Below are 22,057 nucleotides of genomic sequence, written 5' to 3'. Positions count from 1 at the left end.
CACGAAGGGCGCGGCTCCGGGATCGGAGCCGCGCCCTCGGCGCTGTCAGACGTGGTGCGTCAGAGGATCTCGCCGGGGACGTACGCGGCGGCCTCGGGGTGCGCGGCCGCGACGGCCTCGATGCGCCGTACGACGGTCTGCACCTGCGCGACGGCGGCGCCGGTGAACTCGATCGGATCGGCGACCAGCGACGCGAGCTGCTCGGAGGTCAGACCCAGTCGCGGGTCGGCGGCAAGCTTGGCGAAGACGTCGTTCTCGGCCTGGCCCTTGCGCATCGAGAGCGCGGTGCCGACGGCGGCCTCCTTGATCGCCTCGTGCGCGGCCTCGCGGCCGACGCCGTTGCGGACCGCGGCCATCAGCACCTTGGTGGTGGAGAGGAACGGCAGGTAGCGGTCGAGCTCACGCTGGATGACCGCCGGGAAGGCACCGAACTCGTCGAGCACGGTGAGGAAGGTCTGGAAGAGCCCGTCCGCGGCGAAGAACGCGTCCGGCAGCGCGACGCGGCGCACGACCGAGTCGGAGACGTCGCCCTCGTTCCACTGGTCGCCGGCGAGCTCGCCGATCATCGACAGGTGTCCGCGCAGGATCACCGAGAGGCCGTTGACCCGCTCGGCGGAGCGGGAGTTCATCTTGTGCGGCATCGCCGAGGAGCCGACCTGGCCCTCCTTGAAGCCCTCGGTGACCAGCTCGTTGCCCGCCATGAGGCGGATCGTGGTCGCCAGGTTGGAGGGGCCCGAGACGAGCTGCACCAGCGCGGAGACGGTGTCGAAGTCGAGCGAGCGCGGGTAGACCTGGCCGACCGAGGTGAAGACGTGGTCGAAGCCGAGGTGGGCCGCGACCGCGGCCTCGAGCCGCTCGAGCTTGGCGGCGTCGCCGTCGAGCAGGTCGAGCATGTCCTGGGCGGTGCCCATCGGGCCCTTGATGCCGCGCAGCGGATAACGGGAGATGAGGTTCTCCACGCGGTCGAGCGCGACCAGCATCTCGTCGGCGACGGTGGCGAACCGCTTGCCGAGGGTGGTCGCCTGGGCGGCGACGTTGTGCGAGCGACCGGCCATCACGGTGGTCTCGTGCTCGGCGGCGAGGCGGCCGAGGCGCGCGAGAGCGGCTACGGCGCGATCGCGGATGATCCTGAGCGAGCTGAGGACCTGCAGCTGCTCGACGTTCTCGGTGAGGTCGCGCGAGGTCATGCCCTTGTGGATGTGCTCGTGACCCGCGAGGTCGGAGAACTCCTCGATCCGCGCCTTCACGTCGTGGCGGGTGATCCGCTCGCGCGCGGCGATCGAGCCGAGGTCGACCTGGTCGATGACCTTCTCGTACGCCTCGATGACGCCGTCGGGGACCTCGATGCCGAGGTCCTTCTGCGCCTTGAGCACGGCGATCCAGAGCTGCCGCTCGAGCACGATCTTGTGCTCGGGGCTCCAGATCCGGGCCAGGTCTTCGGCGGCGTAGCGGGTGGCAAGCACGTTCGGGACGGTCACGGTGAGCGATTCTCCCATGCGGCGGGGCGTGGCCAGGAATGACGGGGATTGGCGGGACCGCGCCGCGGTCACCGTACGGGATGACGACGCGACGCGTGGTGGTCGTGACCGGTGCCTCCGCCGGGATCGGGCGTGCCTGCGTACGCGCCTTCGCGCAGCGTGGTGACGACGTGGCGCTGCTCGCGCGGGGCCGGGCGGGGCTGCACGCGGCGGCCGAGGAGGTACGCGCCTGCGGCGCCCGGGCGCTGCCGCTCATCGTCGATGTCAGCGACGACGGTCTGGTCGAGGCGGCCGCCCAGCGGATCGAGTCGGAGCTCGGGCCGATCGACGTGTGGGTCAACGACGCCTTCGCCACGGTGTTCGCGCCGTTCGAGGAGATCACGCCCGAGGAGTACGAGCGGGCGACGAAGGTGACCTACCTCGGCTACGTCAACGGCACCCGCGCCGCGCTGCGCCGGATGCGGCCGCGCGACCGCGGCGTGATCATCCAGGTTGGCTCGGCGCTGGCCTATCGCGGCATCCCGCTGCAGTCGGCCTACTGCGGTGCCAAACACGCGGTGCAGGGGTTCCACGACGCGCTGCGCGCCGAGCTGCTGCATCAGGGCAGCGGGGTGAGGGTGACGATGGTCCAGATGCCGGCGATGAACACCCCACAGTTCCGCTGGGGGCTCTCACGACTGCCGAGGCAGGCCCAGCCCGTCCCGCCGATCTACCAGCCCGAGGTGGCCGCGCGCGCGGTCGTGTACGCCGCAGGCCATCCCGATCGCCGCGAGTGGTGGGTCGGGGCGTCGACGGCGCTGACCATCGCGGCCAACGCCGTCGTTCCGGGGCTGCTCGACCGCTATCTGGGCCGCACCGGCGTGACGTCGCAGCAGACCGGCGAGCCGCGACCCGACGGCCAGCCGAGCAACCTCTGGGAGCCGGTCGACGCTGACGAGGACCGCGGCGCGCACGGCGTCTTCGACTCGCGCGCGCACCCGCGATCGCCCCAGCTGTGGGCGACCCAGCACCGCGGCGCGCTGGCGACGGCGGCCACCCTGGTGGGTGGCGCTGTCGTCGGGCTGGCCGCTGCGCGGCCAGCTCCCGCGCTCAGTCGAGGACGGCGGCGCCCTCGATGACGCCGAGCGGCTCGGCGGCGATGTCGGAGCGGCGCTGCTGGCCGTCGAACGAGATCAGGTCCGCGGCGGCGTACGCGCGGGCGCGGGCGTCCTCGATGTCGTAGCCCTTGGCGCGCACGGCGAGCACGCGGCCGCCGGCGGTGACGAGGTGCTTGTGGTCGGGGTCGCTCTCCTCGGGCGCGGCGACGATGGCCGTGCCGGCGTGGATGACGTCGACGTCGTTGACGCCGTTGGCCGCACCGGTGCCGCGGATGACGTCGCCCTTCGACGAGGTCTCCGGGTAGCCGGCCGAGGCGAGCACGACGGTGACAGAGGCGCCGTCGGCGAAGACCGGAGCCGGCAGGGAGGCCAGCTCACCGCGCGCGGCGGCGAGCAGCAGCTCGGAGAGCGAGGAGTCGAGCAGCGCGAGCACGGGCTGGATGTCAGGGTCGCCGAAACGGCAGTTGAACTCGATGACCCGAGGACCCGCCTCGGTCAGTGCGAGGCCGACGTAGAGGCAGCCGACGAACGGGGTGCCGCGGCGCGCCATCTCGTCGAGGGTCGGCTGGACGACGTCGCGCATGACGGTCTCGCGCAGGTCGGCCGGTGCCCACGGCAACGGGCTGTACGAGCCCATGCCGCCGGTGTTGGGGCCCTGCCCGCCGTCGAAGATCCGCTTGAAGTCCTGGGCCGGCTGCAGCGGCTGGGCGGTGATGCCATCGCAGACCGCGAAGAGGGAGACCTCGGGGCCCTTGAGGAACTCCTCGATGACGACCCGGTCGCAGGCCTCGGCGTGGGCGAGCGCCTCGGCGCGGTCGTTGGTCACGACCACGCCCTTGCCGGCAGCGAGCGCGTCGTCCTTGACCACGTACGGCGCACCGAACTCGTCGAGGGCGGCGGCGGCCTCCTCGGGCGTCGTGCAGACGCGCGAGCCCGCGGTCGGGACGCCCGCGGCGGCCATCACGGCCTTGGAGAACGCCTTGGAGCCCTCGAGCTGGGCGGCGGCCTTGGACGGGCCGAAGACCGGGATGCCTGCGGCGCGTACGTCATCCGCGACGCCCGCGACGAGCGGCGCCTCGGGACCGACGATGACCAGGTCGGCGCCGATCCCGGTCGCCAGCGCGGCGATCGCGGTGCCGTCGTCGATGTCGACGTCGTGCAGCGAGGCGATCGCGCCGATGCCCGGGTTGCCCGGAGCGGCGTGCACCTCGCTGTCCTTCGCGAGTGCCAGAGCGAGTGCATGCTCGCGGCCGCCGGTGCCGATGACGAGGGTCTTCACGGGGCGGAAGACTATCGGGCTGCTGCGCTATATCCCATTGCGCTCGGTCGCACCGTCCCGGCAGGCTCGCTCGGCACGGTGAGGGTGAACCTGCTCGGCTGCGCCCCGTCGCGGGGGCGGTAGACGGCGTCGCCGCCGTGACCGCGTGCAATCTCCCGGACGAGGTAGAGACCCAGGCCCGTGCCGCCGGTCGTGCCACCGACCGCGAAGCGGTCGAACAGCTCCGGCGCCAGGTCCTCCGGCACCCCGGGGCCCTCGTCGGACACGGTGATCTCGATGCCGTCCCCGGTCGCACGCCCCGTGATGGAGATCGGCGCGCGGCCGTGCCGGATCGCGTTGTCGAGGAGGTTGTCCAGGGCCTGCGCGAGCCGGCCCCCGTCGGCGCGGATCATCACGTCGGACTCGACCGAGACCTCGATGACGGCGCCGTTGTTCGCGGCCCGGGTGCGCTCGACCGCGGTGGTGACGAGGTCCTCCAGGGACACGTCGCCGGGGCGGAGCACCAGGGCGTCGTCCTGCAGCCGGGAGGCGGCGGCGAGGTCCGAGACTAGCCGCTGGAGCCGGTGGGCGCTGGTGTCGATCGCGGAGAGCAGCTGCGAGCGCTCGCTGTCGCCGAGCCGCTCCCACTGCTCCTGCAGCAGCGAGGACGAGCCCTCGATCACCGCGGCCGGGGAGCGCAGCTCGTGGGCGGTCACGGCGAGCAGGTGGGTCTGCTGCGCCACCGCCGCCTGCCGCTCCTCGGCGAAGCGGCGGGCCTCGGTCTGATCGCGGGTGACCTTGGCGAAGCCGATGTGGCGCCCCTCCTCGTCGTGCATGGCGGTGATGACCACGCCGGCCCAGAAGCGGGTGCCGTCGCGGCGTACGCGCCACCCCTCCTCGGAGAAGGCGCCGTCGCGCAGCGCGAGCTCCAGGTTGTGCTCGGGGTGCCCGACCTCCTGCTCCTCCTCGGGGTAGAAGACCCGGAAGTTCTGGCCGATGATCTCGTCGGCGCTGTAGCCCTTGATCCGCTGCGCGCCGGCGTTCCAGCTGGCGACGTTGCCGTCGGGGTCGAGCATGTAGATCGCGTAGTCGCGCACCGCGGTGACCAGCATCCGGAAGCGCTCCTCGCTGCGGCGCAGCTCGTCCTCGGCGTAGCGCTGGGCACTGATGTCCTGGACCTGGGCGAAGACGTAGAGCGGCTGGTCCTTGGAGTCGCGCACCGGCGCGAGGGTGACTCGGGCCGTACGCTCCTCCTCCCCCGGCAGGCGATGCTCGAGGACGACCATCGAGGTGTCTGTGCTGCTGATCGCCTCCAGGCCCGCGTCGAGGGCCTCGCCCTCGCCTCCGGTGAGGCGGCCGTAGTCGACGCCCACCAGGTCGGCGGCCTCGCTGCCCATCAGGCGGGCCAGTGCGGTGTTCGCGCGCACGATGGAGCCGTTGAGTGTCAGAGTGGCCATGCCGATCGCGGCCCGCTCGAAGACCTCGCGGAAGCGCTCGAGGTGCTCGTCGAGGACGGCCTGGTCCTCGGCCACCTCCTCCTCGGCAGGACGCTCGGGTGCCGCTGCGTCGCTCCCGCCGACGACCCGCAGCCGCCCACGGGCGGTCGCTGGCTGCGGACGCTCCGACGTCGGCGGCAGACCGAGGACGCCGAGCAGCCGGTCGGGCAGCTTGTCCATCCGGATCGACTTCTCGATGAAGTCGGACGCGCCGAGCTCGCGGGCGGCCGTCGCGAGGCCGTGCTCCTCGAACCCGGTGAACATCACGACCCGGGTGTCCGGCGACAGGGTCAGGATCGCGGGCAGGGCCTCGAGGCCGTCCATCGTGGGCATCGAGGTGTCGAGCAGGAGCAGGTCGGGCTCGTGGCGGTACGCGAGACCGATGGCCTCGGCACCGTCGCCGCCCTCGCCCACGACCTCGAAGCGTCCGCTGAGCTCCAGGCGGGTGCGGACGAGCGTGCGCACCTCACTGGAGTCGTCGACCAGGACGACCTTCGCCAACTCCATTCGCGCTCCCTCATTTTTACGATGCGGCGTTGTACCCCGCCCGGATTCGTTTCATGCACGGATCCGGACGGGTGACCAGACGATCAGTGCCAACGCGGTCAGGCGAGCGGGTGGATCACGATCGACTCGTGCCGGCCCGGACCGACCCCGATGACCGACATCCGCGCGCCTGAGATCTCCTCGATCCGCTTCACATACGCCTGCGCGTTGGCGGGCAGATCCGCCAGCGTACGGCAACCGGAGATGTCCTCGGTCCAACCGGGGAGGTATTCGTAGATCGGCTTCGCGTGGTGGAAGTCGGTCTGGTTGACCGGCATCTCGTCGAAGCGGACGCCGTCGACGTCGTAGGCCACGCAGACCGGGATCGACTCGATGCCGGTGAGGACGTCGAGCTTGGTCAGCACGAAGTCGGTGACACCGTTGACGCGGGCGGCATAGCGCGAGATGACCGCGTCGTACCAGCCGCAGCGGCGCGGGCGGCCGGTCGTGGTGCCGAACTCGCCGCCGGTGTTGCGCAGGAAGTCGCCCATCTCGTCGAAGAGCTCGGTGGGGTACGGGCCCTCGCCGACACGGGTCGTGTACGCCTTCGCGATCGCCACGATCCGGGTGAGGCGCGTCGGCGGGATGCCGGAGCCGGTGCAGGCGCCGCCGGCGGTCGCCGAGGAGGAGGTGACGAACGGGTAGTTGCCGTGGTCGACGTCGAGCTGGGTGGCCTGGCCGGCCTCGAGCAGGACCGTCTTGCCCTCGTCGAGCGCGTCGTTGAGCAGCAGCATCGTGTCGGCGACCATCGGCTTGAGCCGATCGGCGTGGGCCAGCAGCTCCTCGACGACGGCGTCCACGGAGGCGGCGCGGCGGTTGTAGACCTTGGTGAGCACGTGGTTCTTCAGCTCGAGCGCGCCCTCGACCTTCTGGCGCAGGATCTTCTCGTCGAAGAGGTCCTGGATCCGGATGCCGATGCGGTTCATCTTGTCGGCGTACGTCGGGCCGATGCCGCGACCGGTGGTGCCGATCTTCCGCGAGCCGAGGAATCGCTCGGTGACCTTGTCGAGCTCGCGGTTGTAGCTGGCGATGACGTGGGCGCTGGCCGAGACCTTGAGCAGCGAGGTGTCGACGCCGCGAGCGTTGAGGTCGTCGATCTCGTGGAACAGCACGTCGAGGTCGATGACGACGCCGTTGCCGATGACCGGCGTGACTCCGGGGGTCAGGATGCCGCTGGGCAGCAGGTGCAGCGCGTACTTCTCGCTGGTGCCGTCGGGCTGCGGGATGACGACGGTGTGGCCGGCGTTGTTGCCGCCGTTGAACTTCACCACGTAGTCGACGTCGCTGCCGAGCAGGTCGGTCGCCTTGCCCTTGCCTTCGTCGCCCCACTGGGCACCGATGATCGCGATCGCGGGCATGTCTTGCTCCTTCACGTCGGACGGAGTCCCTCCGCCCGAAAGACGGCTGCTCAACGCACCTGGATTGGGTCCGAAATGCATCGAGCCCCGCGCAAGACGCAGGGTCAGGCCGGGGCTCTTGCAGCCGTACGTTACCAACCGGTGGCGGATCAGAGCCAGCCGCGCACTCTCCCGGCCCCGCCGGCGTACCGCTCCACCAGCTGGCGCCCTCCGCGACGACCGAGCTCTGATGAGTGCCGAGGCGAGCGCCGAGGAGCTGGCCGAGGCTGATCCCCTAGGACGTGCGCGTCGCCGCGAACGTGGTCCTCGCGCTGTCGCTGACCGGGGCGAAGAGGTTGACCAGGCTGCCGTCGGGATCCCGCAGCAGCAGGGAGCGGTTGCCCCACGGCATCGTCGTGGGTGGCGCGACGACGTCGAGCGTCTCGCCGGCGGCGCGCAGACGCTCGTACGACGCGTCGACGTCCTGGACACGGAACTCGATGATCGCGCTGCGGTTGGCGGCGGCCTCGGCGCTTCCCGCCGCGAACAGGGCCACGGTGCGGACGCTGCCGATCGCGAGCGTGCCCGCGGAGGTGTGGATCTCGGCGAAGTCCGGCGTGTGGCGAACAGCGTCGACGCCTGTGACGCGCTCGTAGAAGGCGACCAACCGGTCGAGGTCGGCGGTGATGAGTCGGATCGAGACAAGGTTCATGTAAGCGACGCTAGAGGGCTTACCGGACAGGATCCGTCCGGTATCTCTGCGAGGATTCCCTCATGAGCGGACCGACGAGCCGGGTGCTGGCTCTTCTGGAGCTCCTCCAGGCCGGCGGCACCCACACCGCCTCCGCGGTGGCCCGTCGCCTCGAGGTCGACGAGCGGACCGTGCGCCGATACGTCGAGCAGCTCGTCGAGCTGGAGGTCCCGGTCTGGTCGACCCGCGGTCGTCACGGCGGCTACCGGCTGGCGCCGGGCTACCGGATGCCACCGCTGATGCTGACCGACGACGAGTCGGTCGCCGTGCTGCTCGGGCTGCTCGCCGCCTCAGGCACGGCCCTCGGCGCGGCGAGCGAGCAGGCGACCTCCAGCGCGATCGCCAAGGTCCGACGCGTCCTGCCCAGACCGCTCGCCGCCCGCGTCGACGCCCTGCTCGAGACGGTGGAGCTGACCGTGGCCGGGAGCGACCACGCGCCCCAGCCGGAGCTGCTGCTGGCGATCGCCGGCGCGGCCCGCGCCCAGCAACCGGTGGCGCTCTCGTACGTCGACCGGCACGGCGCCGAGAGCCGGCGCACCATCGAGCCGTACGGCATCGTCGCGCACTCCGGGCGCTGGTACGTCCTCGCCGCCGATGCAGCGAGCGGTGAGGAGCGCTCCTTCCGTCTCGACCGCATCACCCGGGCGACGGCGCAGGCGAGCACCTTCACCCGCCCCGACGACCTCGATCTGCAGCAGCGCTTCCTCAGGTCGCTCGCGACCGCGCCCTACCGTCACGACATCACCGTCATCGTCGACGGCACCCTCGCGGACGTACGTGCCCGGCTGCCCGCATCGGTCGCGCTCCTGGAACAGCTCGAGCCACCCGGGCGGGGCGTACGGGTCCGGATCCGGGCGGAGCGGCTCGACTGGGTCCCCGGGCTGCTCGTCGGCCTCGACCGGCCGTTCCGCGTCGAGGGTCCCGAAGAGCTGCGCGCGCTGCTCCGCAGGGTGGCCACGCGCCTCGGCACCGCTGCGCGCGACGCCCCCGATGACGTCGACGAGCGCACCGTGGTGCCGCGGGACAGTCAGCCAGGACCCTCGGCCCGAGAGCCGAAGGCGGCACGGTAGGCCGTCGGGGTCACCCCGAGGGCGCGGACGAAGTGGCGGCGCAACGTCGCCGCACTGCCCAGGCCGCAGCGCGCCGCGATGCGATCGATGCCGGCGTCGGTGGTCTCCAGCATCTCCTGGGCACGCAGGACCCGCTGCCGGTGCAGCCACTCGAGCGGCCCGGCCTGGAGCTCGGTCTGCATCCGGCGCGCGAGCTGACGCGGGCTGAGCCCGGCCCGTGCGGCGAGGTCGGCGACCGTGACCGGTCACCGCGCCGATCGTCGTCGAGGGCGCCCTCCGCCTCGCCGACGGGCGCGTGCGTGGTTCGGGCGCGCTCGCGCCCGGCCAGGCGTTCGACGCCGCCGAACTCCTGGCGACCCTCGGCGCGACCGGGGCGCTCGCGGACCCCGCGCGCTGACCCGATGTTTGGGTTCCCGACACCGTGTCGCTAACCTTGCCGACATGGTGTCTGCAAACTACTCCTCGAGAGGTGATGTCGATGTTCCTCGCGTTGCGTGAGCTCAGCTTCGCCCGGTCGCGCTTCGTCCTGATGGGGGCCGTCGTCGCACTGATCGCCGTCCTCATGGTGCTGCTGAGCGGTCTGTCCGCCGGCTTGGTCAACGACGGCGTCTCCGGCCTCAAGCGGCTGCCGGTCACGAGCCTCGCCTTCCAGCACGATGTCAGCAAGGACGCCGCGTTCACCCGCAGCGTCGTCGAGGACACCGCCGTCGCGACCTGGGCCGGACAGCCCCACGTCGCCGCCGCGGCGCCGCTCGGCGTCTCGCTGGCCAACGCCCGCACCTCCCGCGGCCTGGAGATCGACTTCGCGATCTTCGGCGTGGAGCCTTCCTCGTTCCTCAATCCGCGTGCCGCGGAGGGACACGGCGTCACCGGGCCCGCTCAGATCGCGATCAGCCCGACTGCTGTGGACGCGGGCGTACGGATCGGCGACACGGTCACGCTCGAGCCGAGCGGCACCACCCTGAAGGTCGTGGGCGCGCTCGCTGATCAGAACACCTTCGGTCACGTCGACATCGGCTACGTGGACCTGCGTACCTGGCAGGAGATCCACGCCGGTGTGCGCCCGGGTGACCCGGTGCCCGACCGGGTCTACCACGAGATCACCGCTGTCGGCGTGCGTGCTGCGGACGGCGCCTCGGTCGACCTGACCGCCGGCGACCACGCCGCCGGGACCACGTCGATGACTTTGCACGCATCGTTCGGCGCCTCACCCGGCTACGCGGCCGAGACGGCGACGCTCCAGCTCATCCAAGCCTTCCTCTACGCGATCTCCGCCCTCGTCGTCGGCGCCTTCTTCACCGTGCTCACCATCCAGCGGCGCACCGAGATCGCGGTCCTGCGCGCGATGGGCGCCAGCACGGCCTATCTCCTGCGCGACAGTCTGCTGCAGTCACTGTTCCTGCTGACCGCGTCGTCGGCCACCGGTGTCGCGCTCGGCGTCGCCGCCGGTGCGGCCCTCGAGTCGACCCCGATGCCGTTCGCCCTCGAGACCACTCCGATCGTCGGCGCGACCCTGCTGTTGATCGTCCTCGGCGTCGCCGGCGCTTCCGTGGCCGTCGTGCGCATCACCCGTGTCGATCCACTCACCGCCCTGGGAGGCAGCCGATGACCACCGTCCTCTCACTCAGCGAGGTCACCGTCGAGCACCGCGACGGCGAGGAGACGCTCACCGCGCTCGATGACGTCAGCCTGGACGTCGCCGCCGGCGAGATCGTCGCCATCGTCGGCGCGTCGGGCTCCGGCAAGTCGACCCTGCTGGCCGTGGCCGGCGCTCTCACCACGCCGACCTCGGGCACGGTCCACATCGGCGACATCGACCTGAGCGCCTGCACGCCGCGGCAGCGCACCGCGATACGGTGCGAGCGAGTCGGGTTCGTCTTCCAGAGTGACAACCTGATTCCGGCGCTCACCGCGCTCGACCAGCTCCGACTGCCGCTCACCTTCGGCCGTGCCACGCATCCCGACGGCCCGCGCGACCCTGCCGAGATGCTCGCCTCCGTCGGCATGGAGCACAAGGCGGGACGGCGCCCGCACCAGCTCTCCGGTGGGGAGCGGCAGCGCATCGGCATCGCCCGGGCGCTGATGACCCGGCCGCGGGTACTCCTCGTCGATGAGCCCACCGCCGCCCTCGACCGGGAGCGCAGCCAGGAGGTCGTCGCCCTCCTCGCCCGCGAGGCGCAGGCGCACGGCGTCGCGGCGGTGATGGTCACCCACGACCACGACGTGCTGCATCATTGCGACCGGGTGCTCACGATGATCGACGGCCGGCTGGCACCAACGTCGGCCTGAGCGCGCGGCGCCCGAGCAGGACGTCGAAGGAGGAGCTCGTGCCACGCATCGCCGCGCCGACCGTCGCCGAGCACCACGCGAACCAGCGGCGTGCGGTGCTCGATGCGGCGCGCGACCTGCTCGGCGAGACCGCCCAGCTCCCGTCGATGGCGGCAATCGGGAAGCGGGCCGGGCTCGCGCGGACCAGCGTCTACCAGTACTTCGGCTCCGCCGAGGAGCTGCTCGCCGCGGTCGTTGCCGACGTCTTCCCCGACTGGGCCGCACGGGTGCTCGACCGGGTCGAGGCGGCCGACTCCCCCGCCGCTCGGGTCTGGGCGTACGTCGAGGCCAACGTCGACCTCTTCACCAGCTCCGAGCAGCAGGTCGCGCGCGCCCTGACCATGCTCGTCGCTCCGGACGTGCTGCGCCGTCCGATGGAGGCCTTCCACGCCCGGATCCGCGGGCCGCTGCGCGATGCTCTGGCGGATTTCGGAGATCCCGACCCTGACACCGTGGCCACCCTCGTCGACACCCTCATCGTCACAGCCGCGCGGCATGCGGTCGACAGCGACACCGCCACGGACGACGCTGACGGAGCAGCAACGCGCCGGGTCGCGCTCGACGGCCTGCGGCGCCTGATCGGACCGTACTTGGAGCGCGGCCCGGCCAACGCCGGCTGACCGGCCCGGACCCTCGCAGGGAGACCTCGGCGCTCAGCGCCCGGGGAGCATCGACAGAGCCTGGGAGCGCTTCGCGACCAGCTCGTCGTACGTCCCGTCGCGCTCGGCCCAGCGATGCATCCGTACGCCCTCCACCAGGATCTCGCGCGGCGCCGGCTCCGCGGCGAGCAGCTCGGTCACCTCGTCGAGGTAGTCGTCGAGGTCGAGGGCGGCCGGGTTCATCTCCTTCTGCTGTGGCGTCGTCGCGACGGCCGGGGGCACCAGCTCAATCACGCCGACACCGGTGCCGTCGAGCTGGGCGCGCAGCGCCTCGGAGTATGCGTGGACCGCCGCCTTCGAGGCGGCGTACGTCGCCATCGGCGGGAACGGCAGGAAGCCGATGCCCGAGCTGACGGTCATGAAGGTGCCCGCGCCGCGCCCGATCAGGTGCGGGGTGAACGCGTCGATCGTCCTGATGGTGCCGAGCACGTTGACGGCGATGGTGGTCTCGGCGGTCTCGAAGTGGGCCGGATCGCGCAGGTCCTCGACCAGGAGGACCCCGGCCATGGTCACCACCAGGTCGAGATCGGGGAAGCGCTCCAGCACCTCGTCACGGGCGCGGGCGACGGACTCGGCATCGGTGACGTCGATGGCGACGCTGTGCACCTTCTCGGGCGGGTCGGCGACGGGTTCCGTACGACGCCCGCCGATGATCACGGTGCTGCCGGCCCGCGCGAAGCGCTGCGCGAGACCGAGCCCGATCCCCGAGGTTCCGCCGACGATGAGGACAGTGTGGTTGCTCAGTTCCATGCTTCCACCGTGCGTCGGGGGAACGACGGACCGGGAGGGCCCCCGTCTTCCGGGGAGTCGCAGGGCCTCCCTCGCGGGTCCCTTCGCGACTAGCGTGCGAAGCGTGAGCACCGACCCCCATCCGCTCGGCACCTACCTGCGGGCCCGGCGTGCCCTGGTCACACCGGAGCAGGCCGGGCTGCCCGACTCGGGGCAGCGCCGGGTGAGTGGCCTGCGCCGCGAGGAGGTCGCGCTGCTCGCCGGCATCAGCGCCGACTACTACCTCCGCCTCGAGCGTGGGCGCGACACGAACCCGTCACCGCAGGTCCTCGAGTCACTCGCCCGGGTGCTCCGGCTCGACGAGGTCGAACGCGACTACCTGCTCAGCCTCGGGCAGCCGCAGCGACGCGCCCGACCGCGCCGGCGCGTCGACCGGGTGCCCCCGCGACTGCACCATCTGCTCGCCACGCTCGACCTGCCGGCCTTCGTCGAGGGCCCGACGTACGACGTCCTCGCGTCCAACCCGCTCGCCATGGCGCTCAATCCCCGGTTGCGCCCCGGAGAGAACCGGCTGCGCTCGCTGCTGCTCGACCCGGAGGAGCGGGAGCTGCACGAGGACTGGGAGCAGGCCACCGCTCACATGACCGGCGCGTTCCGCGGCTCGATCGACACGATCACCGACGACGCCCGGGTCATCGAGCTGGTCGGCGAGCTGTCGCTGGCGAGTGCCCGGTTCCGTGAGCTGTGGGCGCGCCACGACGTACGCCGCCTCGACGGCGGCACCGCACGGCTCCGTCATCCCGTCGTCGGGCCGCTGGAGCTGCACCGCGACAAGCTCCCGGTCGAGGGCGTGCTGCTCGTCGTCTACTACCCCGAGCCCGGCACCGACAGCGCGGAGCGCCTGGCCGCGCTCGGCTCGCTGAGCGCCCCGTCGCCGAGCAGCTCGAGCGCGCGAGCGGAGTCGCTGCCGGGCTCGGCCGAGTAGAGGAGGAGTATCTGGTCGCCGTCACCGGCTCCGTTCAGAGCCACCCGCGCTTCGCGGCCTCGACGCCGGCCTGGAAGCGGGAGTCGGCGCCGAGCTCCTCGAGCAGCTCGGCGACACGCCGACGCACCGTCCGCAGGCTGAGGCCCAGGCGTCGCGCGATCTGCTCGTCCTGGGCGCCGTGGGCGAGCTGCTGCAGGAGCTGGCGCCGCTCCTCGGTCCCCTTGGCGCCGCGCGCGTACTCCTCGACCGGGGACGCCCGCGACCACAGCTGGTCGAAGAGCATCGCGAAGCCCTGGACCAGGCCCTGCTGGCGCACGAGGATCCGGGGCGTGGTCTGGATGTTGCCGAGCGGCTCGGGGACCAGTGCGTGGGAGCTCCCGATGACGAGCAGCCGGGTGGGCACCTCCGGCAGCAGCCGGATCTCCTCACCGATCCCCCCGCGGGCCTGGATCACCGCGGGCGCGTCGGTGAGGGCCCGTACGGGATAGATGCCGCGGACGCTGCGCCCGCGGGAGATCTCCGCGGCGAGCAGGTCCTTCAGGTCCTCCTCCCAGGGCTGGGTCCACTGGTCGGGACGCAGCCAGCGGATGCTCCCCGAGGTGCGCTGGATCAGCCCCGCCATCGTCTCCCCGACCGAGCCGGAGTGGGTGACCTCGCCGTCGATCGGCTCGGTGTAGTCGGCCCCGCGCGGTCGCTGCGCCTGCTCGCCGTCGGCGACCAGGTGCGGCACCGCGCGGCTGACGCTGAGCAGCTGCTCATAGGCGCTGCGCGCCCGGTCGGCGGCCCGCTCGATGACGAGGGACAGCGCCTGCGGCGGCGCGAGCACGTCGAGGCGCTCGTCGTCGATGACCAGGGCGCCGGACGCGATCAGGTCGGCCGCGAGGACGTCGAACTCGGCGCGTCCGACGTCCAGCTGCCGGGCCACGTCGGCCACCGGCGAGCCGGAGAGCGGCAGGATGCGCAGGTAGAAGCGCGCGACCTCCGGCGCGAGGCCGAGGGCCGCGACGAGCTTGTCCGTGCCCAGGGCCTCCATAGCGGCGACCCTACCGACGGGTCGGCGCCTACGCCTCGGGCTTGAGCAGCGGGAAGAGGATCGTCTCGCGGATCCCGGCACCGGTGAAGAGCATGATCATCCGGTCCAGCCCGAGACCGAAGCCGCCCATCGGCGGGGCGCCGTACTCGAGCGCACGCAGGAAGTCCTCGTCCAGCTGCATCGCCTCGGGGTCGCCGCCGGCGGCCTTGAGCGACTGGGCGGTGAGCACGTCGCGCTGGATGACCGGGTCGATCAGCTCGGTGAACGCGGTGCCCCGCTCGACGCCGCCGATGATGAGGTCCCAGGCGAGCACCTTGCGCGGGTCCTCGGAGTTGAGCCGGGCGAGCGGCTGCGCCTCGGCCGGGAAGTCGCACAGGAACGTCGGCTGCATCAGGCCGGGCTCGACGAGCTCGCCGCACAGCTCCATGACGACCTTGCCGGCCGACCACGACGCGTCGATCTCGACCTCGTGCTTGGCGGCGATCGCGGCGAGCTCCTCGAGCGAGGTGTCCGGGGTGATCTCGACACCGACGGCGGCGGAGACGCCCTCGTAGACCGGCAGCCAGCGCCACTCGGCATCGAGGTCGATGGTGCCGTGATCGGTCTCGACCTGCCGGGAGCCGACGGCGTCGGCTGCGGCGAGGTACATCTCGCGCATCAGGGCGGCCATCGTGAACTGGTCGCCGTACGCCTCGTACCCCTCGACCATCGTGAACTCGGGGCTGTGGGTGGAGTCGATGCCCTCGTTGCGGAAGATCCGGCCGATCTCGAAGACCTTCTCGACGCCGCCGACGACCGACTTCTTGAGGTTGAGCTCCAGCGCGATGCGGAGCGTCATCTCCTGGTCGAAGGCATTCAGGTGGGTCTTGAACGGGCGCGCGTGGGCCCCACCATGGATGAGCTGCAGGATCGGCGTCTCGAGCTCGAGGAAGCCGTTGTCCTCCAGCGTGCGCCGCACCGAGCGGGTGATCAGGGAGCGGGTCCGGACCATGTCGCGCGCCTCCTGGCGCACGATGAGGTCGGCGTACCGCTGGCGGACGCGGGTCTCCTCCGAGAGCTCCTTGTGGAAGACCGGCAGCGGGCGCAGTGCCTTGGCCGCGATCTGCCACTCGGTGGCCATGATGGAGAGCTCGCCGCGGCGCGAGCAGATGACGCGCCCGGTGACCGAGACGTGGTCACCGAGGTCGATGGTGGCCTTCCAGTCGGCGAGCGACTCCTCGCCGACCTCGGCGAGCGACAGCATCACCTGCAGGCGCACCCCGGCGCCCTCCTGGAGGGTGGCGAAGCAGAGCTTGCCGGTGTTGCGCACGAAGATGACGCGGCCCGTGACCGAGACGACGTCCTGCGTCTCCTCGCCGGCCTCGAGGTGGGCGTACGCATCGCGCACGGCCCCGAGCGTGTGGGTGCGCGCGACGTTCGACGGATAGGCCTCGCGGCCGTCGGCGAGCAGGCGCGCCCGCTTGTCGAAGCGGACCTGCATCTGCTCGTTCAGGTCCTGCTCGGGCGCGGCTGCGGTCGTCTGCTCCTCGGTCACGGGCGCGATGTTAGTCGTGCATGAGCGCTTCGTACGCCTCGGCGCTGCTCTCGCGCAGGAACGTGCTGCACCGCTCGTACTCGTCCATCTCCCCGATGGTGCGCGCGGCAGTGGCCAGCAGGGCCAGGCAGCTGAGGAAGCCGCGGTTGGGCTCGTGCGACCACGGCACCGGGCCGTTGCCCTTCCAGCCGTTGCGGCGCAGGGCGTCCAGGCTGCGGTGATAGCCGACGCGGGCGTACGCGTAGATGGTGACCGGGTCGGCGTGGTGCTCGGTGGCGAGGGCGCCGAGAGTCGCCCACGCGATCGGCGACGCGGGGTGGCGTGCGACCACGTCGGCGATCTTGCTCGGGTCCCGCAACGAGGCGAGCTCGGCGGCGGCCGGGTCCTCCGGAAGAAGGGTGGGCGGCGGGCCGGCCATCAGATCCTGGTTGAAAGTCATGGGAATATTGTCAGCCCTCGGGTGTTGACTGTGGTTCGTGACCCAGACCGCAGCCCCCCAGACCCCCGCGGACGTGAGGCCCTGGCCGGCGCTCTTCGCGCTCGTCATCGGCTTCTTCATGATCCTGGTCGACCTGACCATCGTGACGGTGGCGACGCCGACACTGATCGACAAACTCGACGCCAGCGTCAACCAGGTCGTCTGGGTGTCGAGCGCGTACATGCTCGCGTACGCGGTGCCGGTGCTCATCACCGGTCGACTCGGTGACCGGTTCGGCTCGAAGTACCTCTACCTCACCGGCCTGACGGTCTTCACCCTCGCGTCCCTGTGGTGTGGCCTGACCGGCACGATCGAGATGCTGATCATCGCCCGGATCGTGCAGGGTCTCGGCGCCTCGATGATGACGCCGCAGACGATGGCGATCATCACCCGGATCTTCCCGCAGGCCGACCGCGGCAAGGCGATGGCCGTCTGGGGCGCCACCGCCGGTGTCGCGATGGTCGTGGGCCCGATCGCCGGTGGCGTGCTCACCGACGGCCTGGGCTGGGAGTGGATCTTCTTCGTCAACGTCCCGGTCGGCGTGGTCGCCTTCGTGATGGCCGTGCTGCTGGTGCCGGCGCTGCCGACCCACGAGCACAAGTTCGACTGGCTCGGCGTCGCCCTCTCGGGCGTCGGCCTCTTCCTGCTCGCCTTCGGCATCCAGGAGGGCCACGAGCACCACTGGGAGCCCTGGATCCTCACGATGATCATCGGCGGCGTCGTGATGCTGACGGCCTTCGTCTACTGGCAGGCCAAGAACAAGAACGAGCCGCTGGTGCCGCTCGGCCTGTTCAAGGACCGCAACTTCTCGGTCTCCAACGCCGCCATCACCGCGATGGGCGCGGTCGGCGCCTCGATGGGCTACCCGCTGATGCTGTGGGCCCAGGCGGTCCGCGGCTACAGCCCGACCCGCGCCGCGCTGCTGATGGTGCCGATGGCCGTCATGTCGATCCTGCTGGCCAAGCAGGTCGGTGGCCTCACGGACCGGCTGCACCCGCGCCAGATCATGGGCTTCGGCTTCGCCGCGAGCTTCGTCGGCATGCTGACCCTCGCACTCCAGCTCAAGCCGGATGCGAACATCTGGCTGCTGTGCGTCTCGATGGTGGTCATCGGCATCGGCAACGCGTTCATCTGGGCCCCGACCGCCGCGACCGCGACCCGCAACCTTCCGATGCATCTGGCCGGCGCCGGCTCGGGTGTCTACAACGCCACCCGCCAGGTCGGCTCCGTGATGGGCTCGGCCGCCATCGCCGTGATCATGGACGCCCGCATCTCGCACCACTTCGCCGAGCTCGGCAGCAACGTGCAGGTGCACGGTGAGGCCGGCGCGCAGCAGATCAAGGACCCGCACGTCGCCGACCTGTTCTCGCAGGCGATGTCGGATGCGGTCTGGCTGCCGGTCCTGCTCTTCGTGATCGGCTTCGTCGCGGTGATGTTCTACGAGCGCCCGCAGCACACCGGCTTCGCCGCTGCCCCCGGGGCCGTCCCGGCCGAGGCCCACTCCCTCGACTGATCCCGTCGCAACGACGTCGTACGCCCCGAGCACAGTGCTGTGCTCGGGGCGTGCGACGTGACGGGCGCGGCCTGACTCCGCGGCCCCGCACTACCCGGCCGTGAGCGCCCGGCGGGCAGTGAGCTCGGCGACCCAGCGGCCGCTGTCCTTCAGCGTCCGCTCCTGGGTCTCGAAGTCGACGTGGATGAGGCCGAACCGCTTGGCATAGCCCCGGGCCCACTCGTAGTTGTCCATCAGCGACCACGCGAAGTACCCCGTCAGCGGGATGCCGTCGGCCTGCGCCCGCAGCGCCTCGGAGAGGTGGCTGCGCAGATAGTCGAGGCGGGCGGTGTCGTGCACGCGCCGCGCGCCGTCCTCGACGACCACCTCGTCCGCGAACGCCGCACCGTTCTCGGTGATCATCAGGTCGACGTCGGGGTAGCGCTCGTGCGCCCAGGCGAGCAGGTCGTAGATCCCCCACGGGGCGAGATGCCAGCCCATCTCGGTGTGCGGGCCGGGCTGCGGGACCTCCCGTACGAACCGCGCGCCGGGGAAGACCGTGCCGACGGTGTCACGCTCGGGACCGCGCGCGACGATCCCAGTCGTGTAGTAGTTGATCCCGAGCACGTCGATCGGCTGGTGGATCCGCTCCAGGTCGCCGGGCCGCACGAAGGACCAGTCGGTGATGTGGGCGGTGTCCTTGACCAGGTCCTCGGGCAGCACGCCGCGCAGCTGCGGCTCGGTGAAGGCCCGGTTCTGCAGGGCCTCGATCTGCCGGACGGCGTCGAGGTCCTCGGGGCTCGAGGCATCCTCGGGGTAGAGCGCGGCGAGGTTGTTCGTGACCGAGTACGAGACGTCGGGCCGGGTGACGACCGAGCGCAGGGCGGCGATGCCGTGGCCGTGCGCGAGGTTGAGGTGGTGCACCGCCTGCAGCGATGCCTCCTCGCTGACGATGCCCGGGGCGTGCCGGCCCTCGGCGTAGCCGACGTAGGCGGAGCAGAAGGGCTCGTTGAGCGTGGTCCACATCTTCACCCGGTCACCGAGCCGGCGCCCGACCGCCTCGGCGTACGGACCGAACGCCGCGCTCGTCTCACGGCTGCGCCAGCCGCCGCGGTCCTCGAGGGCCTGCGGCAGGTCCCAGTGGTAGAGGGTCGCGACCGGCTCGACACCTCGGGCGAGCAGCCCGTCGACGAGGCGCTCGTAGAAGTCGAGCCCCTTCGGGTTGATCTCCCCCGTGCCGGCTGGGATGATCCGCGGCCACGCGATGGAGAAGCGGTACGCGTCCAGGCCGAGACCCGCGACGAGGTCCAGGTCGGCGTCGAGCCGGTGGTAGTGGTCAGCCGCGACGTCGCCGGTCTCGCCGTTGGCCGTCTTTCCCGGCATGTGGCTGAAGGTGTCCCAGATGCTGGGGCCGCGGCCGTCCTCGGTCACCGCGCCCTCGATCTGATAGGCCGCGGTGGCGGCGCCGAAGAGGAAGCCGTCGGGCAGGGAGGGCTCACTCACCGGCTCGCCTCCGACCCGAGGTCGCGCAGCGTCCAGCCGGTCTCATCGGTGGTGACGCTCGCGCCGCCGTCGGCACCGATCGTGATCGCGTACGTAGCCGTCTCGCCGCTCGGCGTGGTGACCTCCACCAGCCTCTCCTCCCCTACCGCGAGACCCGGGAAGACCCGCAGCTCCAGGCCGTCGCGATAGTCGTAGTCGGGGCGGTCGGTCCGGGCGCCTACCGGGATCACCGCACCGGCGCGGACGTAGAGCGGCAAGGTGTCGAAGCCGTGCTGCTCGCGGCGCCAGCCACCGCCGGTGACGGTCTCGCCCGTCCACCAGTCGGTCCAGGTGCCGGCCGGGAGGTAGACCTCGACCTCGCCGGTGGCGCTGAACACCGGCGCGACCAGCAGGTCCGGGCCGAGCATGTACTGCCGGTCGAGGTAGGCGGCCCCCGGGTCGCCCGGGAACGCGACGACCATCGGCCGCATCAGTGGCAGCCCGCGCTCGGTGGCCTCCCGGCCGGCGGCATAGAGGTAGGGCATCAACGAGAGCTTGAGCTCGGTGAAGCGGCGGGTGACCGCGACCGCGCTCTGCGGCCCCTCGTCGACGGCGCCGGTGACCGGGTCGGTGTCGAAGGTCCACGGCACCCGGTAGCTGTCGCTGCCGTGGAAGCGGGAGTGGCTCGACAGCAGGCCGAAGGCGGTCCAGCGCTTGAAGACGCCCGCGTCCGGGGTGCCCTCGAAGCCGCCGATGTCGTGGCTCCAGAACCCGAAGCCGCTCAGCGCCAGCGAGAGCCCGCCGCGCAGGGTCTCGGCCATCGACTCGTACGTGGAGGTCGAGTCGCCGCCCCAGTGCACCGGCAGCCGCTGCCCGCCGACGGTCGCCGACCGGGCGAACAGCACCGCCTCGCCGTCGCCGCGCTCGGTCACGAGCACGTCGTGGACGGCCTGGTTGTAGAGCTGGGTGTACCAGTTGTGCATCTCGACGGGGTCCGAGCCGTCGTGCCAGACCACGTCGGTGGGGATCCGCTCGCCGAAGTCGGTCTTGAAGGCGTCCACGCCTTGCCCGATCAGGCGGCGCAGCTTGTCCTGGTACCAGGCGGTCGCCCCGGGGTGGGTGAAGTCGACCAGGCCCATTCCGGCCTGCCACTTGTCCCACTGCCACACCGTGCCGTCGGCGCGCTTGACCAGGAATCCCTGGGCGGCGGCCTCGTCGAAGAGCGGCGAGCGTTGTGCGATGTACGGGTTGATCCAGACGCAGACGTGCACGTCCTGCTCCTCGTGCAGCCGCTTGAGCATGCCCTCGGGGTCCGGGAAGACGCGGGGGTCCCACTCGAAGTCGCACCAGTTGAACTCGCGCATCCAGAAGCAGTCGAAGTGGAAGACCGACAGCGGCAGGCTCCGCTCGGCCATCGCCTCGATGAAGCCGGTGACGGTGCCCTCGTCGTACTGGGTGGTGAAGGACGTCGAGAGCCACAGCCCGTAGCTCCACGCCGGCACCGCGGCGGGCCGCCCGACCAGCCGGGTGTAGCGGTCGAGGACCTCGGCGGGCGTCGGCCCGAGGATGACGTAGTACTCGAGGCTCTCGCCGGGCACGGAGAACTGCACCCGCTCGACGGCCTCGCTGCCGACCTCGTACGAGACCGCGCCGGTGTGGTTGACCAGGACGCCGTAGCCACGGTTGGTCAGGTAGAACGGGACGTTCTTGTAGGCCTGCTCGCTCGAGGTGCCGCCGTCGGCGTTCCAGATGTCGACCGTCTGGCCGTTCTTCACCAGCGGGCCGAAGCGCTCGCCGAGGCCGTAGACCAGCTCGCCGACACCGAGCGCGAGCTGCTCGTGCACGAAGACTCCCTCAGGGGTGGTCGCGTGACCGACCGACTTGTGGCCGCTGGCCGTGAGGACCTTCCCGTCGGCCTCGAAGCGCAGTCCGTACGGGGCGCCGGGTGTCACCACGGCACTGAGCCCACCGCTGCGCAGCACGCCCGTGCCGTCGGCCTCGACCTCGACCTCGCCGGCACCGGAGGTTGCACCGACGAGGTCGAAGCCGAGCGGCCGGCGAGCACCGCGGAAGTGCTCGATCCGGACCCCGATCACGCCTGGGAGGGGGGAGGTCAGCGTGACCGTGAAGGTGGCTCGGTTGAGGGTGTCGCCGCGGCCGGCGATCACCCGGGTCGGCGCGGTGACGACGAGCGCGCCGTCGCCCGCCTCGATGTCGTACGCCTCCTGGGCGTACAGGACGGTGGTGTCGGGCCGGAGCTGCCAGAACCCGTCGGTGAACTTCACTGGAGTGCCTTTCGGAAGG

At 71.4% G+C, this 22,057-nt stretch carries 19 protein-coding genes; 7 read left to right on the top strand and 12 right to left on the bottom strand.

Going from position 1 to position 22,057, the window contains the following annotated elements; all coding sequences use genetic code 11:
• Positions 1–59: 59 nt before the first annotated feature.
• Positions 60–1,478, bottom strand: coding sequence for an adenylosuccinate lyase (gene purB, locus KSO98_RS10820; protein WP_443680792.1), 1,419 nt, complete (start codon positions 1,476–1,478; stop codon positions 60–62).
• A gap of 80 nt (positions 1,479–1,558) precedes the next feature.
• Here purB and KSO98_RS10815 point away from each other — a divergent pair, with 80 nt between their 5' ends.
• Positions 1,559–2,596, top strand: a complete 1,038-nt coding sequence (locus tag KSO98_RS10815) for an SDR family oxidoreductase (protein WP_225285570.1) — start codon at positions 1,559–1,561, stop codon at positions 2,594–2,596.
• Here the strand turns inward: KSO98_RS10815 and purD are convergent.
• The 4 genes from purD to KSO98_RS10795 form a co-directional block, all read right to left on the bottom strand.
• Positions 2,568–3,854 carry a phosphoribosylamine--glycine ligase gene (purD, locus tag KSO98_RS10810; protein ID WP_225285566.1) on the bottom strand — a complete coding sequence of 429 codons (1,287 nt, stop codon included), beginning with the start codon at positions 3,852–3,854 and terminating at the stop codon, positions 2,568–2,570. The two genes, KSO98_RS10815 and purD, sit on opposite strands and share 29 nt — an antisense overlap.
• Positions 3,855–3,865: 11 nt before the next feature.
• Positions 3,866–5,836: a PAS domain S-box protein gene (locus KSO98_RS10805; protein ID WP_225285564.1), complete on the bottom strand. Its 1,971-nt coding sequence runs from the start codon at positions 5,834–5,836 to the stop codon at positions 3,866–3,868.
• Positions 5,837–5,934: 98 nt separating this feature from the next.
• Entirely contained in the window at positions 5,935–7,233 is a 1,299-nt protein-coding gene (locus tag KSO98_RS10800) for an adenylosuccinate synthase (protein WP_225285563.1), read from the bottom strand.
• A gap of 274 nt (positions 7,234–7,507) precedes the next feature.
• Positions 7,508–7,924, bottom strand: coding sequence for a VOC family protein (locus KSO98_RS10795; RefSeq protein ID WP_225285560.1), 417 nt, complete (start codon positions 7,922–7,924; stop codon positions 7,508–7,510).
• Between the two features lie 62 nt (positions 7,925–7,986).
• On the opposite strand from KSO98_RS10795, the gene KSO98_RS10790 reads away from it, so the two are divergent.
• The gene (locus KSO98_RS10790) at positions 7,987–9,033 is read left to right on the top strand and encodes a helix-turn-helix transcriptional regulator (RefSeq protein WP_225285558.1); all 1,047 of its coding nucleotides are present in this window, start codon (positions 7,987–7,989) and stop codon (positions 9,031–9,033) included.
• Here KSO98_RS10790 and KSO98_RS10785 read toward each other — a convergent pair.
• Entirely contained in the window at positions 8,991–9,215 is a 225-nt protein-coding gene (locus KSO98_RS10785) for a helix-turn-helix domain-containing protein (RefSeq protein ID WP_225285557.1), read from the bottom strand. The two genes, KSO98_RS10790 and KSO98_RS10785, sit on opposite strands and share 43 nt — an antisense overlap.
• 296 nt (positions 9,216–9,511) lie before the next feature.
• Between KSO98_RS10785 and KSO98_RS10780 the strand changes: the two genes are divergently transcribed.
• The 3 genes from KSO98_RS10780 to KSO98_RS10770 are packed head-to-tail and all read left to right on the top strand — an operon-like array spanning position 9,512 to position 11,981.
• The gene (locus KSO98_RS10780) at positions 9,512–10,642 is read left to right on the top strand and encodes an ABC transporter permease (protein WP_225285555.1); all 1,131 of its coding nucleotides are present in this window, start codon (positions 9,512–9,514) and stop codon (positions 10,640–10,642) included.
• Complete coding sequence (locus KSO98_RS10775; RefSeq protein WP_225285553.1) at positions 10,639–11,322, top strand: ABC transporter ATP-binding protein; 684 nt, start codon at positions 10,639–10,641, stop codon at positions 11,320–11,322. Before KSO98_RS10780 ends, KSO98_RS10775 begins: the two co-directional genes overlap by 4 nt.
• A gap of 38 nt (positions 11,323–11,360) precedes the next feature.
• Positions 11,361–11,981, top strand: a complete 621-nt coding sequence (locus KSO98_RS10770; protein WP_225285551.1) for a TetR/AcrR family transcriptional regulator — start codon at positions 11,361–11,363, stop codon at positions 11,979–11,981.
• Positions 11,982–12,014: 33 nt separating this feature from the next.
• Here KSO98_RS10770 and KSO98_RS10765 read toward each other — a convergent pair whose 3' ends face one another.
• Complete coding sequence (locus KSO98_RS10765; protein ID WP_225285549.1) at positions 12,015–12,770, bottom strand: SDR family oxidoreductase; 756 nt, start codon at positions 12,768–12,770, stop codon at positions 12,015–12,017.
• Between the two features lie 103 nt (positions 12,771–12,873).
• On the opposite strand from KSO98_RS10765, the gene KSO98_RS10760 reads away from it, so the two are divergent.
• Positions 12,874–13,734: a helix-turn-helix transcriptional regulator gene (locus KSO98_RS10760; RefSeq protein ID WP_225285547.1), complete on the top strand. Its 861-nt coding sequence runs from the start codon at positions 12,874–12,876 to the stop codon at positions 13,732–13,734.
• Between the two features lie 34 nt (positions 13,735–13,768).
• Here the strand turns inward: KSO98_RS10760 and KSO98_RS10755 are convergent, their stop codons facing one another.
• From KSO98_RS10755 to KSO98_RS10745, 3 genes are read right to left on the bottom strand one after another with little or no spacing between them, the layout of a single operon-like run.
• Complete coding sequence (locus KSO98_RS10755) at positions 13,769–14,767, bottom strand: helix-turn-helix domain-containing protein (RefSeq protein WP_225285546.1); 999 nt, start codon at positions 14,765–14,767, stop codon at positions 13,769–13,771.
• Between the two features lie 28 nt (positions 14,768–14,795).
• The gene (lysS, locus tag KSO98_RS10750; RefSeq protein WP_308012757.1) at positions 14,796–16,301 is read right to left on the bottom strand and encodes a lysine--tRNA ligase; all 1,506 of its coding nucleotides are present in this window, start codon (positions 16,299–16,301) and stop codon (positions 14,796–14,798) included.
• A gap of 10 nt (positions 16,302–16,311) precedes the next feature.
• Entirely contained in the window at positions 16,312–16,740 is a 429-nt protein-coding gene (locus KSO98_RS10745; RefSeq protein ID WP_225285545.1) for a DUF3151 domain-containing protein, read from the bottom strand.
• A gap of 37 nt (positions 16,741–16,777) precedes the next feature.
• On the opposite strand from KSO98_RS10745, the gene KSO98_RS10740 reads away from it, so the two are divergent.
• A complete protein-coding gene (locus tag KSO98_RS10740; RefSeq protein WP_225285544.1) occupies positions 16,778–18,292 on the top strand; it encodes a DHA2 family efflux MFS transporter permease subunit in 1,515 nt (504 codons plus the stop codon).
• Between the two features lie 90 nt (positions 18,293–18,382).
• On the opposite strand, the gene KSO98_RS10735 is transcribed toward KSO98_RS10740, so the two are convergent.
• Both KSO98_RS10735 and yicI read right to left on the bottom strand, forming a co-directional pair.
• The gene (locus tag KSO98_RS10735) at positions 18,383–19,774 is read right to left on the bottom strand and encodes a GH1 family beta-glucosidase (protein ID WP_225285542.1); all 1,392 of its coding nucleotides are present in this window, start codon (positions 19,772–19,774) and stop codon (positions 18,383–18,385) included.
• Positions 19,771–22,038: an alpha-xylosidase gene (gene yicI / locus KSO98_RS10730; protein ID WP_225285541.1), complete on the bottom strand. Its 2,268-nt coding sequence runs from the start codon at positions 22,036–22,038 to the stop codon at positions 19,771–19,773. Before yicI ends, KSO98_RS10735 begins: the two co-directional genes overlap by 4 nt.
• Positions 22,039–22,057 lie beyond the last annotated feature (19 nt).

This window comes from Nocardioides nematodiphilus, from assembly GCF_020216525.1.
In the GTDB taxonomy this organism is placed as follows: domain Bacteria; phylum Actinomycetota; class Actinomycetes; order Propionibacteriales; family Nocardioidaceae; genus Nocardioides; species Nocardioides nematodiphilus.
This window is presented reverse-complemented; position numbering and strand designations above follow the sequence as displayed.